The sequence below is a fragment of the Stenotrophomonas sp. 21LCFQ19 genome (genome assembly GCF_056861425.1).
In genome coordinates, this window is sequence record NZ_JBSPUF010000008.1 from 161,971 (window position 1) to 177,304 (window position 15,334).

Annotated in this window: 12 protein-coding genes; 4 read left to right on the forward strand and 8 right to left on the reverse strand. The window is 64.4% G+C overall.

The window, feature by feature from the left end:
- Window positions 1-122: 122 nt before the first annotated feature.
- Together AC13FW_RS10860 and AC13FW_RS10865 are read right to left on the reverse strand one after the other, a co-directional pair.
- Window positions 123-725, reverse strand: coding sequence for a HutD/Ves family protein (locus tag AC13FW_RS10860; protein WP_482989064.1), 603 nt, complete (start codon window positions 723-725; stop codon window positions 123-125).
- Window positions 726-924: 199 nt separating this feature from the next.
- Window positions 925-2,757: a 3-hydroxybutyrate oligomer hydrolase family protein gene (locus tag AC13FW_RS10865; RefSeq protein WP_482989065.1), complete on the reverse strand. Its 1,833-nt coding sequence runs from the start codon at window positions 2,755-2,757 to the stop codon at window positions 925-927.
- Between the two features lie 115 nt (window positions 2,758-2,872).
- Here AC13FW_RS10865 and AC13FW_RS10870 point away from each other — a divergent pair, with 115 nt between their 5' ends.
- Window positions 2,873-3,670: a 3-hydroxybutyrate dehydrogenase gene (locus AC13FW_RS10870; protein ID WP_482989066.1), complete on the forward strand. Its 798-nt coding sequence runs from the start codon at window positions 2,873-2,875 to the stop codon at window positions 3,668-3,670.
- 111 nt (window positions 3,671-3,781) lie between these two features.
- The gene (locus tag AC13FW_RS10875; RefSeq protein WP_296250722.1) at window positions 3,782-4,444 is read left to right on the forward strand and encodes a response regulator transcription factor; all 663 of its coding nucleotides are present in this window, start codon (window positions 3,782-3,784) and stop codon (window positions 4,442-4,444) included.
- A 95-nt stretch (window positions 4,445-4,539) separates the two neighbouring features.
- Here the strand turns inward: AC13FW_RS10875 and AC13FW_RS10880 are convergent, their stop codons facing one another.
- From AC13FW_RS10880 to AC13FW_RS10890, 3 genes are read right to left on the reverse strand one after another with little or no spacing between them, the layout of a single operon-like run.
- On the reverse strand, window positions 4,540-5,013 hold the full coding sequence (locus tag AC13FW_RS10880; RefSeq protein WP_482989067.1) for a DUF6691 family protein: 474 nt from the start codon (window positions 5,011-5,013) through the stop codon (window positions 4,540-4,542).
- Window positions 5,010-5,423, reverse strand: coding sequence for a YeeE/YedE family protein (locus AC13FW_RS10885; protein WP_482989068.1), 414 nt, complete (start codon window positions 5,421-5,423; stop codon window positions 5,010-5,012). The genes AC13FW_RS10880 and AC13FW_RS10885 overlap by 4 nt, the downstream gene beginning before the upstream one ends.
- On the reverse strand, window positions 5,420-6,310 hold the full coding sequence (locus AC13FW_RS10890) for an MBL fold metallo-hydrolase (protein ID WP_482989069.1): 891 nt from the start codon (window positions 6,308-6,310) through the stop codon (window positions 5,420-5,422). Before AC13FW_RS10890 ends, AC13FW_RS10885 begins: the two co-directional genes overlap by 4 nt.
- An 81-nt stretch (window positions 6,311-6,391) precedes the next feature.
- On the opposite strand from AC13FW_RS10890, the gene AC13FW_RS10895 reads away from it, so the two are divergent.
- Window positions 6,392-6,721, forward strand: a complete 330-nt coding sequence (locus AC13FW_RS10895) for an ArsR/SmtB family transcription factor (protein WP_482989101.1) — start codon at window positions 6,392-6,394, stop codon at window positions 6,719-6,721.
- Window positions 6,722-6,840: 119 nt separating this feature from the next.
- On the opposite strand, the gene AC13FW_RS10900 is transcribed toward AC13FW_RS10895, so the two are convergent.
- Together AC13FW_RS10900 and AC13FW_RS10905 are read right to left on the reverse strand one after the other, a co-directional pair.
- A complete protein-coding gene (locus AC13FW_RS10900) occupies window positions 6,841-10,197 on the reverse strand; it encodes a hybrid sensor histidine kinase/response regulator (protein ID WP_482989070.1) in 3,357 nt (1,118 codons plus the stop codon).
- A 527-nt stretch (window positions 10,198-10,724) separates the two neighbouring features.
- Entirely contained in the window at window positions 10,725-12,965 is a 2,241-nt protein-coding gene (locus AC13FW_RS10905; RefSeq protein WP_482989071.1) for a TonB-dependent receptor, read from the reverse strand.
- 161 nt (window positions 12,966-13,126) lie between these two features.
- Here AC13FW_RS10905 and AC13FW_RS10910 point away from each other — a divergent pair, with 161 nt between their 5' ends.
- Entirely contained in the window at window positions 13,127-14,533 is a 1,407-nt protein-coding gene (locus AC13FW_RS10910) for a GntP family permease (protein WP_481546230.1), read from the forward strand.
- A gap of 439 nt (window positions 14,534-14,972) precedes the next feature.
- Here AC13FW_RS10910 and AC13FW_RS10915 read toward each other — a convergent pair whose 3' ends face one another.
- Window positions 14,973-15,305, reverse strand: coding sequence for a ComEA family DNA-binding protein (locus AC13FW_RS10915; protein WP_482989072.1), 333 nt, complete (start codon window positions 15,303-15,305; stop codon window positions 14,973-14,975).
- Window positions 15,306-15,334 lie beyond the last annotated feature (29 nt).

Genomic DNA, 15,334 nt, shown 5'->3' on the forward strand with positions numbered 1-15,334 from the left:
ACCCCCCCCCCCGGGGCTGCCGCGCCCCCGCGGCCCCCCGCCCTCCCCCCCCCCCCCCCCCCCCGCGCCGGCCCCCCCACTACAGGTGAAGCTTTGCACCGCTGGTTCTTTGGCTTCGCGGCTTACGCCGATCCTACAGCAGCCGGGGCCACCTTTATCGCCAGCAGCTCACCGCCGCCGCTGAGCGTGTAGCGCTGCCGCTCCCCCGCCCCCAACCAGGCGGTATCGCCCGCCGACATTGCCGGCAGCACACCACCCTCGAATTCGGCCTGCCCAGCCAATAGATGGATCGCCCACGCGGCCTGCGGCTCGGTGAAGAACAGCATGTTGCCAACCAAGGGGCGATGCAGCAGCTCGGCTTGCAGCGCCTCACGCCGCCACATCAGGTTGAAATCCTGGGTCACGCCATCGACCAGTTCACCCACCAACTCCGCCTCGCCAGCGAAGCGCAGGCGCTGATACGGCGGCAGCAGGGTTTCGCAACGGCCATCGGCAAAGCGCAGGCGCAGGCCTTCGCCCTGCAGCAGCACCAGCTCACGTTCGACACCGGGGAAGGCGGAGAAGGCCGCATCCTGTTCGATCTCGGCGATCGACAAACGCAGCTGCCAATCACCCTGCTCCGGCAGACGCAGGATCTCGCGCGTCCAGCCCAGACCATTGCGCCAGCGCTCGAGCTGGTAGAGGGCGGACGGGATGACGCGGGAAGGAGAGTTCAGTGTATGCATCCGGCAATGATGCCATCAGCGCGCGGATGGCTGCTTCTTTTGTGGGAGTGGCGTGAGCCGCGAAGCCACAGAGCCAACAGCGCAGAGCAACAACAACCCCTCCCCAACCCTCCCCTTGCCTTCGGCAAATGGAGGGGGCTCAAAGCAACCCCTCCCCAACCCTCCCCTTTGCTGCGCAAAAGGGAGGGAGTAGAAGCACTTACTTCGGCATCGCCAGGTTCTCCGCCGTCAGCGGCTTGCCCGCACGCGGGATGGTCGCGATCACCGCATCGGCCGGCAAGGCCGTGCCCTTGTCCAGACGCGCCTGCACCCGATCCAGCGCCTCGTACACGTACGGCAACAACGGCAGGTAACGCGAGCCGTAATCCGGCAGGCCGAGGAAACCATCAAAGTGCTGCACGTTCTGCACCTTCCAATAGCTCACCTCACGCCCGGCAGCCTTCGCTGCATCCGCATACGGCGCGCTGCTGAAAGCCGGCGGAATCAGACCATCGTCAGCACCGTGCACCACCATCACCGGCAGACCCTTGCGCGGCAATCCAGCGTGGGTAGCCTGGATACCGGCCTGCACATGCCTGGCGTCTTCGCCCTGCCCGTCCCACAGTCCACGCAGGCACTTCAGGCCGGCATAGGTCAGGTCGGGCAAGGCGACCTTGCTGTCGAGCAGGCCAACACCTGCGCCCGGCGGAATACCGCTGCCATCGGAGATCCACGCCGCACGTTCGACGGCGGTCGCGGCGCGCGGCGAGAAGTCCGGGTTCTGTGCCGCAAAGTTGAAACCGCAGGGGTGCTCGCCCACGCCATAACGGCCGTAAGCCGAGGCATAGGTCGCGGCGATCGCACGCCACAGATCGAAGCCGGTGGACAAGGCACCCGCACGCAGCGATGCGTCGGTCCAGCCCTTGCTCAGCATCAGGTCGTAAGCCGATTTGGCCTGCGCAGCCGGAGTCGCGCCGCTGATAACACCTTCCGCCGCCAGCGTCGCGCAGCGCAATGCGGCACTGGCCTGCAGCGCAGCCGTCATTGGCGGCTGCGGCAGGTTGCTCATATGCAGCTGCGCACACGGCATCAACAGCGCCGCTTCGGTGCTGTAGTCGTACAGCGCGCGTGCGCCCGGGCCGCTGGAGTAGATGCTGGGCTCGCCCGCCACCACGGCGTCCAGCCAATCGCCTTCCAACTCGGCCGCACGCAGCACCGCACCGCCACCGTTGGAAATGCCAACGGCGATGATGCGGGTGTTCTCAAACGTGAAAGGCGCAGCCTGCGGATAGGCTTCTGCCAACGCCAGCAATGCGAACTCGGCGGCCTGCTTTACGTGGCGGCCCCAATCGGCCTCCGGGTTGTCCTTGGAGTGCGCATGCTTGAACGCCACGCCCGAGGCGTTGATCGGCGCATCCGGCACGAAGGCAAGGTCGCTCACTTCACCCAAGGCACCGACCGTGCCATTGGCACGCACGCCAGCCTGCGCGTTCAGATCGTAATAATCGCTGCCCGCGCCCTTGTCGGTATAGACCACGGCACAGCCCTTGGGCAGGCCCCAGGCAGCGGCAACCGAGACGGCGCCATAGATGCCGCGCGAGCCCGACGCCGGTGCGACCAGCACGCAGCGCTTGCCGGTATCGAAGTTGTCCGGAATCTGCGCCAGCACGCGGTGCGGCTGCTTGGCACCGGGCAGGCGCGCGAACGCCGAATACTCCCGGCCGGGCACGCTCTGCAGGCTGCCGAACAATTCGCCGTAGCCACCGCCGGGAGCGAGGTCGGCAATACCGCGCCAGCTGCCCCACATCGCCCGGCGGCGCAGCTCATCGACGGTCGGCGCACTGGCGTCGGCGAATGCCGGCGGCGCCATGCTGCGCAGGCCGGCCAGGCCGAGCCCGGCGGTAAGCAGGTCGTCACTGCCGCGGTGTTCGCTGCGGAGTTCGTTGCTGAACATGGAAGGCTCCACGGACTTGGATGCTGGGCCGCTGGCACAGGAGGCCAGGCTCAGTCCGACGAATAGGCCGCAGGCGGCGCGCAGTAGGGATTGGCTCATGGACGCACCCTAGCAGAGCCGCAGTACCCGGCTCATCGTACTTAAGTACCACACGCTTTTAGCGCCACGGCTGCTAGGTTTCCACCATCCCCCAAAGCAACAATCGGAGTTCCCCATGGACCGCTTCCTGCAAGGCCGCACCGCACTGGTGACCGGCAGTACCTCCGGCATCGGCCTGGCCATCGCCCAAGCCCTGGCCAGCGCCGGTGCGCGCGTGGCCATCAATGGCCTCGGCAGCGCCGAGCAGATCGAGGCGGCGCTGAAGAGCGTCACCGATACCGGCACCGAATCACAACACTTCGATGCCGACCTGCGCAAGCCCGACCAGATCGCGCACATGCTCGAAGCCGTGCAGGCCTGGGGCAACATCGACATCCTGGTGAACTGCGCCGGCATCCAGCACGCCGCACCGCTGGCCGAACAGCCGCCACAGAAGTGGGACGACATCATCGCCATCAACCTCAGCGCGGCCTTCCACACCATGCAGCAGGCGCTGCCTGGCATGGCCGAGCGCGGCTATGGCCGGGTGGTCAACATCGCCTCGGTGCACGGCCTGGTCGCCTCCAAAAACAAGGCTCCTTATGTGGCCAGCAAGTTCGGCATCGTCGGCCTGAGCAAGGTCGCCGCGTTGGAATATGCCGCTGCTGGCAGCCGTGACAGCGGTGGCGTCACCGTCAACTGCGTGTGCCCGGGCTGGGTGGAAACCCCGTTGATCGAGCCGCAGATCCAGGCCCACCGCAATGGCGGCAGCCGCGACGACGGCGTGCGCGCCCTGCTGGAAGAAAAGCAGCCAAGCCTGCGCATGTCGCTGCCGGAAGACATCGGCGCAATGGTGGTGTGGCTGTGCCGCCGCGAGGCGCACAACCTGACCGGCGCGGCGATGCCGATGGACGGCGGCTGGACCGCGCAGTAAGTCTGGAAATGCAGGAGGAAGCGGGCAATGGCTGAAATCCACGGCATACTGCCCCGGGCGCATGCTGCCGAGCAGCCGGCACCCGCTTCCTTCCATCCTGTTAGCACCGCCATGCCCAGCCTGTTGATTGCCGACGACCATCCCCTGTTCCGTGCCGCCCTGCGGCAGGCTGCCAGCGAGGCGGTCAGCGATCTATCGGTGCGCGAGGCCGAATCACTGGAAGGCGTGCTGGCCGCACTGGATGCTGCGCCGGATACCGACCTGATCCTGCTCGACCTGCACATGCCGGGCAATCATGGTCTGGCCGGGCTGGCCGCGATCCGTGCCCAGCATCCTGGCGTGGCGGTGATCGTGGTGTCGGCCAATGACGATCCGCGCGTGGTGCGGCGTGCGCTTGATCATGGCGCTGCGGGCTACCTGCCCAAGAGTTCCGGCTTGAACGAGCTGCGCGAGGCGATCCGCTGCGTGATGGCCTGCGAGCAATGGTTGCCGGCCGCGCTGCGCGCCTCGGTTTCGCGCGCGCAATCGTCCACGCATGACAGCGAACTGGCAGCGCGGCTGGCAAGCCTGTCACCGCAGCAGTTCCGCGTATTGGCGCTGGTCGCCGAAGGCCTGCTCAACAAGCAGATTGCCGACCGCCTTGATGTGCAGGAACGCACGGTCAAGGCGCATCTGTCCGCCATCTTCGAGCGGCTGGGCGTGCGCAACCGCACCCAGGCCAGCGTGGTGTTGCGTGAGCTGGAATTGAGCGACCCGGCGCGGCAGGCGCTGTAGTCAAGGCTTCTGATTCTTGTGGGAGCGGCGTAAGCCGCGAAGCTATCGAACTGGCCGCCCGCGGCCGGACCAACCCCACGCATTCCTGATTGCAATTATTCCGACGTCGGAACCGATGTCAGCTTCGCGGCTGACACCGCTCCCACATTGCTTCTGTTGGTCAACTTGTGCAGCAACATACCTGCCACCATCGCCGGCACAAACCATAACGCCTCCGGTGACAACACACCCAGGCCAACCAGCGCCGGGCCCGGGCAATAGCCAGCCAATCCCCAGCCAATACCAAACAAACCCGCACCGATCAGCAACGGCCGATCGATGCTGCGCAGATCCGATATCTGGAAGCGTTCGGCAAACACCGGCGCAGGACGCCGCAGGACAAAGCGAAACAACAGCATCGTCGTCCCAACCGCGCCGCCAAGCACAAACAGCAGCGCCGGATTGAAGTCACCAAACACATCCAGAAAACCCAGGATGCGCTGCGGATTGGTCATGCCTGACACCGCCAAGCCGAGACCGAACAGCGCACCGGAAACCAATGCAGCCAAGCTGATGCGTGACGTACTCATGCCAGGTGCCTCACGACATAGGTAGTTGCTATCGCAGTTGCCATGAAGGTCAACACCGCGGCAAACGAACGCATCGACAAGCGCCCCAGACCGCAGACACCGTGGCCGCTGGTACAGCCGTTGCCCATGCGCGTACCGAAACCTACCAACACACCGGCCATCACCAGCAACAACGGCGAGAATCCCTGTCGTGGCGAATACGCACCCGGCACCAGCCACAGATACGCGGCGCCGGCGCCGATCAGGCCAACCAGGAAAGCCACGCGCCAAGCCAGCTCGCCGCTGCGCGGCATCAGCACACCACCAAGAATGCCGCTGATGCCGGCGATACGCCCTGTCAGCCACAACAGCAAGGTGGCAGCGATACCAATCAGCACGCCACCGGCCAGCGCCATCATCCAGCTGTTCATTGCGGCTTTCCGATCTGATCCAACGGCAAGCGTAGATAGCGCACACCATGGGCATCCGCTTCCGGCAGGCGACCACCACGGATGTTCACCTGCAACGCAGGCAGGATCAGCTTCGGCACCGGCAGGGTCGCATCACGCTGCTGGCGCATCTGCACGAAGGCTGCCTCGTCGGTGCCTCCCTTCAGATGCACGTTGTTCTGCCGTTGCTCATCGATCGTGGTCTGCGCCTGCGCCTCGCGCCGGTTGCCCGGATAGTCGTGGCACAGGCAGATGCGGGTATCGGCAGGCAACGACAGGATGCGCTGGATCGAAGCGTACAGGCGACGCGCGTCGCCGCCGGGAAAGTCACAGCGCGCGGTACCGGTGTCGCTTGCAAACACCGTGTCGCCGACGAACGCGGCATCACCGATCACATAGGTCAGGCTGTCATCGGTATGCCCCGGCGTAGCGATCACCCGCGCGCTCAACGCTCCAACGTTGAAGGTATCGCCGTCGTCGAACAGCCGGTCGAACTGGCTGCCGTCGGCGATGAACTCATCGCCCAGGCCAAACACCGTCTTGAAATGCTGCTGCACCTGCACGATGCCGCGACCGATGGCCACCGGCGCCTGCAGCTGATCAGCAAGATAGCCGGCGGCACTGAGATGATCGGCGTGTGCATGGGTTTCCAGAATCCACGCCACCGTCAGCAGCTTGCCGCGCACGAACTCCAGCAGCACATCGGCCGAAGCGGTGCTGATGCGTGCACCGGCGGGCTCGTAATCCAGCACCGGATCGATGATGACGGCCATGCCGCCGACCTGGTCATAGGCCACGTAACTGAAGGTACCAGTGTCCTTGTCGTAGAACGGTTCGACCAGGGTTGATGAAGGCTGCGGCTGGCTCATGGGGTGCCTCGCTTTTAATTTAGCTTTTTCTAAACTAGGCTAGTACCTTCCAAAGTACAAGCCCGAACCTCAACGCTCATGATGCGCGCTTCAGACATGGATATGGAGCAGATGCAGCTGCACGCCGAGCAGGCGGCGCAGCTGCTGAAGTCGCTGGCCCATCCGGCCCGCCTGCGCGTGCTGTGCCGTCTGGTGGAAGGTGAAGCCTCGGTGGGCGAATTGCAGGCGCAGGTTGGCCTGTCGATGTCTGCACTGTCACAGCATTTGGCGGTAATGCGAGAAGCGGCGCTGGTCAGTACCCGCCGTGAAGCCCAGACCATCTACTACACGCTGGCTGACAGCCCGGCGCTGGGCGTGATGCAGGCATTGCATGCGGCGTATTGCGGAAATACCGAGATCCGGAGTTCCTGACCACCCAATTCGCCGAACTCCGTAGCCCGGGTAAGCGCAGCGCACCCGGGGCTCCATGCGGAAAGCCCCGGGTGCGCTGCGCTTACCCGGGCTACCAACTCCGACCGATAGCACTGTCCCTATTCCCTGCCACCGGTCCCGGGCCGCAACGCATCCGCCGCCAACAGTCGATCCAGGATCGACTTCAACGCCAATGGCCGCACAGGCTTGTGCAGTAAGGTCAGCCCCTGTTCCAACACTTCGCGCCGCGTCGCAAGGCTGTCATCGGCACTGAGGATCAACGTAGGTCGCGCGCCAAAGCGTTCGCCCAACCGCAGCTGCAATGCAGTGCCGGTATCGCCATCGTCCAGGTTGTAGTCGAACAACCACAGACTCGCAGGCATCTGCTGCAATGCCGCCACCGCCTGCGCTTCGCCCGAGGCCTCGGCCACCTCATAGCCCCAACCGCGTAGCAGCCCGGCCAATCCCTGCAGGGCGGCAGGATCGTTATCAACCACCAGTACCGGCACGCCGCCCGAGGTTGCCGCAGTGCGTGCACGCGGCTGGTTCGCTATCTGCGGCGAGCTCACGCGTTTCAACGACACCGAGAAGACCGTGCCCTGCCCTTTCTCGCTGCGCAGGCGCAGCGGTGCATGCAGCAGACCGGCAATACGGTCTGCGATCGCCAGGCCGAGGCCAAGTCCCTGCCCACTGCTGTCCTCGCCGCGCCGGAACTCCTCGAATATTCGCTGCTGTTCTTCCTTGGCAATACCCGGGCCGGTGTCGTGCACCTCAACCCGCAGGCGCTCGCCATCACGGCGTACGCCCAATAGCACGCCGCCCTGGCTTGTGTAGCGCACCGCATTGGCCAGGAAGTTCTGCAGCACCCGTCGCAGCAGCTGCGGATCACTGTTCACCCAGGCAACCGTGGGCACATAGTGAAACGCCAGTCCGCGCGCAGTGGCCAGTGCGCGGAACTCCGAGACCAAGGGGTCCAGCACTTCAGCCAGCGGCAGGTCACGCGGCTGCGGCACCAGCCCACCGGCTTCCAGCCGCGACATGTCGAACAGGCCGGTCAATAGATCGGTGGTCGAATCCAGGGCGCCACGGATCTGCACCACCGCCTGTTGCTGCTGGCTGGACTCCACCTGTTGCGCCAGCGTATCGGTGAACAGATGCGCAGCGTGCAGCGGCTGCAGCAGGTCATGTCCCACCGCGGCCAGAAAGCGGCTCTTGGCATCGTTTGCCCGCTCGGCCTCACGCTTGGCCGATTCCAGCAACGCGGTACGTTCGCCAACGCGCTGCTCCAGCGTCTCGTTGCTGCGCTTGAGTTCGCGCTCGCTACGGCGGAATTCGGTGACGTCGGTGAAGGTGGCGACGAAGCCACCGCCCGGCATCGGATTGCCACGAATCTCGACGATGCTGCCGTCGGGAAACACGCGCTCGGTCAGGTGTGGCGTGCCTGCGCGCATGAATGCCAGACGCCGGTCCACCGCACGCTCATCGCCACCGCGCGCCGGCATCGCCTGCAGCGCCCAGCGGGTCAGGTCCATGATCGGCCTCCCGACCTGCAGCAACTCATCGGGGAAGCCGAACATGCGCGCATAAGGGCGGTTCCACGCCACCAGACGCTGTTCGCGATCGATCACGCTGATGCCCTGGCTCATGTTCTGCAACGCGGCCTGCAGCACCTGCTGGCTGAAACGCAGATCCTGCGAGGCCTCACTGACGATGGCTGCCACGGTCGCCAGCTCATTCCCTTCGCGGCGTGCGGCATCCAGCAATAGGCGCGCAGAGGCGGCACCGAGCACCGCCGACAACTCGCGCTCGATGCTGGCCTCGATCGACGCTGGCACCGCACCGCTGCGCGGCGCGTCTGCCAACAGCTGTTGCACGCGCTCGTCGGGCAGGAAGCGGCGCCCCGCATTGCGCAAGGTATCGGCATCCAGGTTGCGGCTGATGCGATCGGGCGTATCGCGACGCCATGCCATCGCCAGCAAGGTCACCGCAGTGCCAACGAAAAGACTCGCTCCCACTGCCCGGCCCAACGGCGTCCAGCCGGTCAGGCCAAACAGGCCTTGCGGGGCAAGCCACTGCCATCCGAACGGCCCCTGCTGCAGCCACATCGGTGTACGCCCGCCGCTTTCCAGCAGCGATGGCAGCAACAGTACCCAGGCCCAGGTCGCAAAGCTGGCGACCACACCGGCAATGGCGGCACGTGGTGGCGTCTGCGGACGCCAGATGGCGAACGCCAGCACCGGCACCAGCGTCGCCATCGCCGAGAACGACACCGCACCGATATCGGCCAGCACATTACCACCGCCAATCAGGCGGCTATAGCCCCAGGCCAGCAACATGATCACGCAGATGCCTGCGCGTCGCAGCCACACCAGTTCGCGCCGATGATCACCACCGCCAGCGCGCGCCCACGCGCTGCGCACCAGACCTGGCGCAAACCAATGATTGCCGATCATCAGGCTCAGCGTGAGCGTACTGACCACCACCATGCCGGTGGCCGCACTCAGGCCACCGAGGAAGGCGAACAAAGCAACCCCTTCATGGCCTGCGGCGAACGGCAGCGCCAGCGTATACATGTCGGAAGGCACGCTATTACCCAACAGCAGCGTACCGGCGCGTGCCAAGGGCAGGATGGGCAGCGCGATCAGCAGCAGGTACAAGGGGAACAACCAGCGTGAGGTGCGCACATCGGCAGGATCGCGGCACTCCACCACGCCGATATGGAACTGATGCGGCAGCAGGAACATCGCCAGTCCGCCAAGTATCACCAGCGGGATGAAGCCGCCCTCAGGCGCGCTGACGGGTGCCACGGGGGCTGCTTGCACGCCCTTCAAGCCAAACCAGACAAATACCCCCAGCGCCAGCATCGCGCCCAGTTTGAATACCGATTCGGCCGCCATTGCCAGCACCAGCCCGCGGTTGTGCTCGGAGGCATCAGCGCGGCGTGCGCCAAACAACATCGCGAACAAGGCCATCGCCAGCGCCACGTACAAGGCGCTGTCCTGCCAGATCGAACCGCCCTGCCCGGCCTCTACCGCGCGCGAGGTGATCATGCCGAAACTCATCGCCACTGCCTTGAGCTGCAATGCGATATACGGAATCAAGCCGAGCACGGTCACCAGCGTCACCGTTGCCGCCAGCCAGGCATCGCGACCCAAGCGCGCAGCGATCAGGTCGGCCAGCGAGGTCGCGTTGGTTTCGCGCGCCAGCCGCACCAGCCGCATCATCACGCCGATGGCCAGCGCATAGAACAGGATGGCGCCGACGAAGGTGGGTGGCAGTGGCCAGCCGTGACGGGCTGCCTGGGTGACGGTGCCGTAGAACGTCCACGAGGTGCAGTGCACCGCCAGTGACAGCGCATAGATGTGCCGCCAATGCCGGGCAAACGCGGTGGGCCGGCGTTCGCCGTACAGGGCCACGCCGAACATCAAGGCCAGCCAGGCCAGACCCGCCAAGGCCACTGTTACCAGACTCAACATGGAAAGCGTTTCCCGGAAACTGTTTGGCAGGATACGGAGTTAAGAGCGGAGGATGAAGCGGTGCAGGCTCAAAGCCCCTCTCCCTCCGGGGCGAGAAGATGCGTTTGCGAACCATAGGTTCGCGCTTCGTCGAGCGCCCTCGCGCTGGCGCGGGGGCCGGGGCGCGGAGCGGGGGTTGGGGTGAGGGTGCGGTTCGCCAGGAGTCTACTTTTTAGCTTTTGCATCAAAAGCCAGAGCTTAAAAACCAACAGCAAGGGCTGCCCTCACCCCAACCCCTCTCCCGCAAGCGGGAGAGGGGCTTCAAGCAACAGCAACAGCAACAGCCAAGCAATAGCCAAAACAACGGCCAAAGCAACAGCCATAGCAACAGCCATAGCCAAAGCCAAAGCCAAAGCAGCAGCACCTGCTCCGGCAACCGCCGCCGCAGCTACAACCAGAGCACCAACAACAAACGCAAAAGCCCTCCCCCGTCATGCGGGAGAGGGCTGCCTTGCATACCAATCAGCCAGCCGTCACCGGCTACATCATCAGAAGTTGTAACGCACCGACACATACCAGTTGCGCGGCAGGCCGTAGTACGCGGTCTGGATGTTGCCAACGCTGGCGAACTCCTGGCCTTCGGTCTTGTACTGCTTGTCGGTCAGGTTGCGCACGCCCGCACGTACCTGCCAGGTCAGCTGCGACGAATCCCATACGCCGTAGGCGCCCAGCAGGGTGTAAGCGTCCTGGCTCAGCACCTTGCGGTTGTCCACCGACAACCAGGTGTCGCTGCGATACGACACGTCGCCGCCAAAGGTCAGGCTGCCGTTATCACCCAGCGAGAACACATGCTGCAAGGCCACGCGGGCAGTCACGTCCGGCGAGAACGGCACGTGGTCGTGGTTCACGGTCGGATCGTAGCCGGCGTAGGACGGATCGAGACGGAAGTCCTCGAAGCTGTCGTACTTGGCATCCATCCAGCCCAGCTGTGCGCTCAAGGTGGTGGACTCGCCCAGCAGCGCGCTGCCTTCCAGCTCGATGCCCTTGATGTTGAGCTTGGCCGCATTTAACACCGGGAAGGTGCCCACGTCCTGCGATACGCGTGCCTGGAAGTCGCTGTAGTTGCTGTAGAACGCAGTGGCGGTGCCGCGCAGTCGGTGATCCGCCGAGCTGCCCTTCATGCCCAGCTCGTAGGTCCACACGTATTCCGGGTCGAACTTGGCGTGCTGGGTGTCGTACACGGTGTTGGCGCGGCCGTTGAAGCCACCGGACTTGAAGCCACGGTTGGCCGACACATAGCCCATCAGGTTGTCGCTGAATTCCTTCTGCAGGCTGATCGACGGCGTTACCGCCGTCCACGAGGCCTTGGCATCGAACGCAACCGTGCCGTTCGAACCAGCAAACGGTGCACCCCAGAACGTGCTGGTGGAACGATTGTAGTCTTTCTTGTCCTTGGTCCAGCGCACGCCGGCGGCGACGGTCCAGGTCGGCACGAACTCCCAGTTCACATGCGCGAATGCCGCGGTGGACGTGGTGGTCAGGTCATCGTCGATGGTACGCAGGAACGGAACCTTGGCACCCAGGAACGAGAACAGGTCATCGGCATACGCTTCCTGGTACGACGGCACGTTCTCCTTCATGTAGTACGCACCAAAAGTGGCGTGCACATTGGAACCGTTGTCGTAGTGCAGCTGGAATTCCTGGCTCTTCTGGTTCTGGTCCAGCGCCACCAGCACGTCGCCCAGCTCGTACTCGGAGGCGTCGATGTCGATGTACGACTTGGTCTTGAGCTTGCGGTAGGAGCTGATGCTCTTCAGCGTGAACTGCTCGTTGATGTCCCAGCTCATCGACAGCGAGGCACCGGAATGCTTCAGGTACTGGCCTTCGCCGTTCTGGAACGAGGTCTGCGCACGACGATTCCATTCACCGGTTTCTCCCGGCTGCAGCACGATGACACCGGCCGGAGCCAGGCTGGTCTGCAGCAATGGTGCCATCGGACGGCCCAGCGTCAGCGCTGCGTCCTGCTTGGTGGTGTCCAGCGACAGCACCGCGCTGAAACTGTCGGTCGGCTGGAAGGCCAGCTTCGCGCGCAATGCCTCGGTGTCGTCGTCGTTGTAGCGCTTGCCGCTGACCGCATCCTTGACGTAGCCGTCATTGGTGATCTTGGCGCCGGCAATGCTGGCAGCCACGGTGTCGCTCAGCTTGCCCGAGACATAGAAGCGGCCTTCCAGGCGACCATAGTCACCGGCGGTCACTTCCACCGCGCCGCCTTCATTGTCGAAGGGATTCTTGGTGGTCAGCTTGATCGCACCGCCGGTGGAGTTCTTGCCGTACAGCGTGCCCTGCGGGCCACGCAGTACTTCCAGCTGCTGGATGTCGAACAGCGAGAACAGCGCGCCATTGATGCGCGAGTAGTAGACGTCGTCCACATACATGCCCACGCCAGGGTCGAAGGTCTGCAGCGCATCGGGCTGGCCGATGCCGCGGATGAAGACGTTGACGCTGTTGGCCGAGCCGCGGCCCTGGGCGATGTTCATGTTGGGCACGGCGCCCTGCAGGCCTTCCACGGTCGAGGCCTGCAGATCCTTGATCTGTTCCTCGCCGAAGGCACTGACCGCCACCGGCACGTCCTGGATGGACTCGCTGCGACGACGCGCGGTCACGGTCACTTCGTCCAGCTGCGTCGCCTTGGTGCCTGCCGGCACCGCCTGCTGCTCCTGCGCCTGCACGAATGCGGCCGGTGCCAGCAGAATGCCACCGATGGCGATACTCAGATACTTGCGCTTCATTGGTCTCCCTCCTCCCGGGTATGACGTTGCGACACACGAATGTCGCCATGGAGCGCACGTTAATGGAGCGTTAGCCGGCCGCGTATAGTCCCTTCGTACAGTGGGCCGGGCCGCCCCCGATCCTGATACTCGCCGGCAATGTATTGGCCGGGGAGCTGTGAATGTCGTTTCTGATCGTATTGGCGGCCCTGTGCTTCCTGATGTTTGTCGCCTACCGCGGCTACAGCGTGATCCTGTTCGCGCCGGTCGCGGCGCTGGGCGCGGTGCTGCTGACCGACCCCAGTCTGGTGCAGCCGATGTTCACCGGCTTGTTCATGGACAAGATGGTCGGCTTCCTCAAGCTGTACTTCCCGGTGTTCGTGCTGGGCGCGGTGTTCGGCAAGCTGATCGAGGTCTCGGGTTTCTCCAAGTCCATCGTCAGCGCCACCATCAAGCTGGTCGGGGCCAAGCGCGCGATGCTGTCCATCGTGCTGGTCTGTGCACTGCTCACCTACGGCGGTGTGTCGCTGTTCGTGGTGGTGTTCGCGGTCTACCCGTTCGCCGCCGAGCTGTTCCGCCAGAGCAACATCCCCAAGCGCCTGATTCCCGGCACGATCGCGCTGGGTGCCTTCACCTTCACCATGGACGCGCTGCCGGGCACGCCGCAGATCCAGAACATCATTCCCTCGGCGTTCTTCGGCACCAACAGCTGGGCCGCACCGTGGCTGGGCGTGATCGGCACCGTGGTGATCCTGATCCTGGGCATGAGCTACCTGGAATGGCGCCGCCGTGTCGCCGTGCGCAATGGCGAGGGCTATGCGGGCGCCAACGACGAGCTGCGCAATGAGCCAGAACCCTTCCACGGCCAGAATCTGGCACATCCACTGGTGGCGATCACCCCGCTGATCCTGGTCGGCGTAGCCAATTTCCTGTTCACCCGCTGGATCCCCGGCTTTTACGGTGAAACCCAATCCTTCATCCCGGCGGTGATCGGCAATCCGGCACCGGTGGTGCAGGAAGTCTCCAAGCTGGGGGCGATCTGGGCCGTGCAGGGCGCGTTGCTGCTGGGCATCCTCAGCGTCATCGCCTTTGCCTGGAAGCCGGTGATCGCCTCGTTCGCCGAGGGCACCAAATCGGCCATCGGCGGCGCCATGCTGGCATCGATGAATACCGCCTCCGAGTATGGTTTCGGTGCGGTGATTGCCGCCCTGCCCGGCTTCCTGGTGGTGGCCAATGCACTGGGCTCGATCCCGAACCCGCTGGTCAATGAAGCGGTTTCAGTCACTGCCATGGCCGGCATCACCGGCTCGGCGTCAGGCGGCATGAGCATCGCGCTGGCGGCAATGGCCGACAGCTTCATCGCCAATGCGCAGGCGGCCGGCATTCCGATGGAAGTGCTGCACCGCGTGGCGGCGATGGCCTCCGGCGGTATGGACACGCTGCCGCACAACGGCGCGGTGATCACCGTGCTGGCCGTCACCGGCCTCACCCACCGCCAGTCCTACAAGGACATCTTCGCCATCACCATCATCAAGACGCTGGCGGTGTTCGCGATCATCGGCGTGTATTACGCAACCGGCTTGGTTTGACTGTCTGTGCGCCCCAGCTATCGCCAGGGCGTTTGGCAACGCGGATATCGCAAGGCAGACACCGCCCTTGTAGCCCGGGTAAGCGCAGCGCACCCGGGGTTCTTGCGGAAAGCCCCGGGTGCGCTGCGCTTACCCGGGCTACATGCGCACCACGCCGATGGCGCCGCGTGCGCAAACCCGGAGCTCGTAGCGGCTCTTGCGAACCCCCAATCCCCAATCGCGAACCCCGAATCGCAAATCCCCAGAAAGGAACAAGGCCCGGGAAGACCCGGGCCTTGTTCTTTGGAGCAAAGACAGAAAAATCGCCCGGCTGCACGTCACTGTGCACCACCGGACGACCTCACATCCTTGTTGGCATCCTGCCAGCCCCCAGCGTCCTGCCCTTTTCGGGTTCCTGGTGATCCGTCATCCTGACGGCTCACTATTCGATTCCTTCCGCTCAGCGCCTCTCAACCGGCTGCGCAGCTACCGTCCCGGCAGCGTTCTTGGCAGGGGCAGCTCCGGCCCTTGCTTCGATCAGGTCACGATTCCGTTCGACCGTCTTCAATCCGATTCCTTTCACCAGTGCCAGTTCCTCGACACTTTTGAAGGGCCCGTTGGCCTGTCTGTGTTCAATGATCGCCTGCGCCTTGGAAGGGCCGACATTCACCAACACCTGATTCAGCTCCGCCGCGGAGGCGGTATTGATGTCGACCTTGTCCTTGGCTTGCGCCGTTAGCGTCAACAACAATGCGAGAATCAGAGACTGCAGCGTTACGGTAAAAAGCTTCATCGCTGTACTCCTTGTGGCTTGGTCATTGA

What these genes read in the sequence shown, in the direction of transcription:
- AC13FW_RS10860 (WP_482989064.1), bottom strand. Translation starts at nt 725, where the DNA reads ATGCATACACTGAACTCTCCTTCCCGCGTCATCCCGTCCGCCCTCTAC.
- AC13FW_RS10865 (WP_482989065.1), bottom strand. Translation starts at nt 2,757, where the DNA reads ATGAGCCAATCCCTACTGCGCGCCGCCTGCGGCCTATTCGTCGGACTG.
- AC13FW_RS10870 (WP_482989066.1), top strand. Translation starts at nt 2,873, where the DNA reads ATGGACCGCTTCCTGCAAGGCCGCACCGCACTGGTGACCGGCAGTACC.
- AC13FW_RS10875 (WP_296250722.1), top strand. Translation starts at nt 3,782, where the DNA reads ATGCCCAGCCTGTTGATTGCCGACGACCATCCCCTGTTCCGTGCCGCC.
- AC13FW_RS10880 (WP_482989067.1), bottom strand. Translation starts at nt 5,013, where the DNA reads ATGAGTACGTCACGCATCAGCTTGGCTGCATTGGTTTCCGGTGCGCTG.
- AC13FW_RS10885 (WP_482989068.1), bottom strand. Translation starts at nt 5,423, where the DNA reads ATGAACAGCTGGATGATGGCGCTGGCCGGTGGCGTGCTGATTGGTATC.
- AC13FW_RS10890 (WP_482989069.1), bottom strand. Translation starts at nt 6,310, where the DNA reads ATGAGCCAGCCGCAGCCTTCATCAACCCTGGTCGAACCGTTCTACGAC.
- AC13FW_RS10895 (WP_482989101.1), top strand. Translation starts at nt 6,392, where the DNA reads ATGCGCGCTTCAGACATGGATATGGAGCAGATGCAGCTGCACGCCGAG.
- AC13FW_RS10900 (WP_482989070.1), bottom strand. Translation starts at nt 10,197, where the DNA reads ATGTTGAGTCTGGTAACAGTGGCCTTGGCGGGTCTGGCCTGGCTGGCC.
- AC13FW_RS10905 (WP_482989071.1), bottom strand. Translation starts at nt 12,965, where the DNA reads ATGAAGCGCAAGTATCTGAGTATCGCCATCGGTGGCATTCTGCTGGCA.
- AC13FW_RS10910 (WP_481546230.1), top strand. Translation starts at nt 13,127, where the DNA reads ATGTCGTTTCTGATCGTATTGGCGGCCCTGTGCTTCCTGATGTTTGTC.
- AC13FW_RS10915 (WP_482989072.1), bottom strand. Translation starts at nt 15,305, where the DNA reads ATGAAGCTTTTTACCGTAACGCTGCAGTCTCTGATTCTCGCATTGTTG.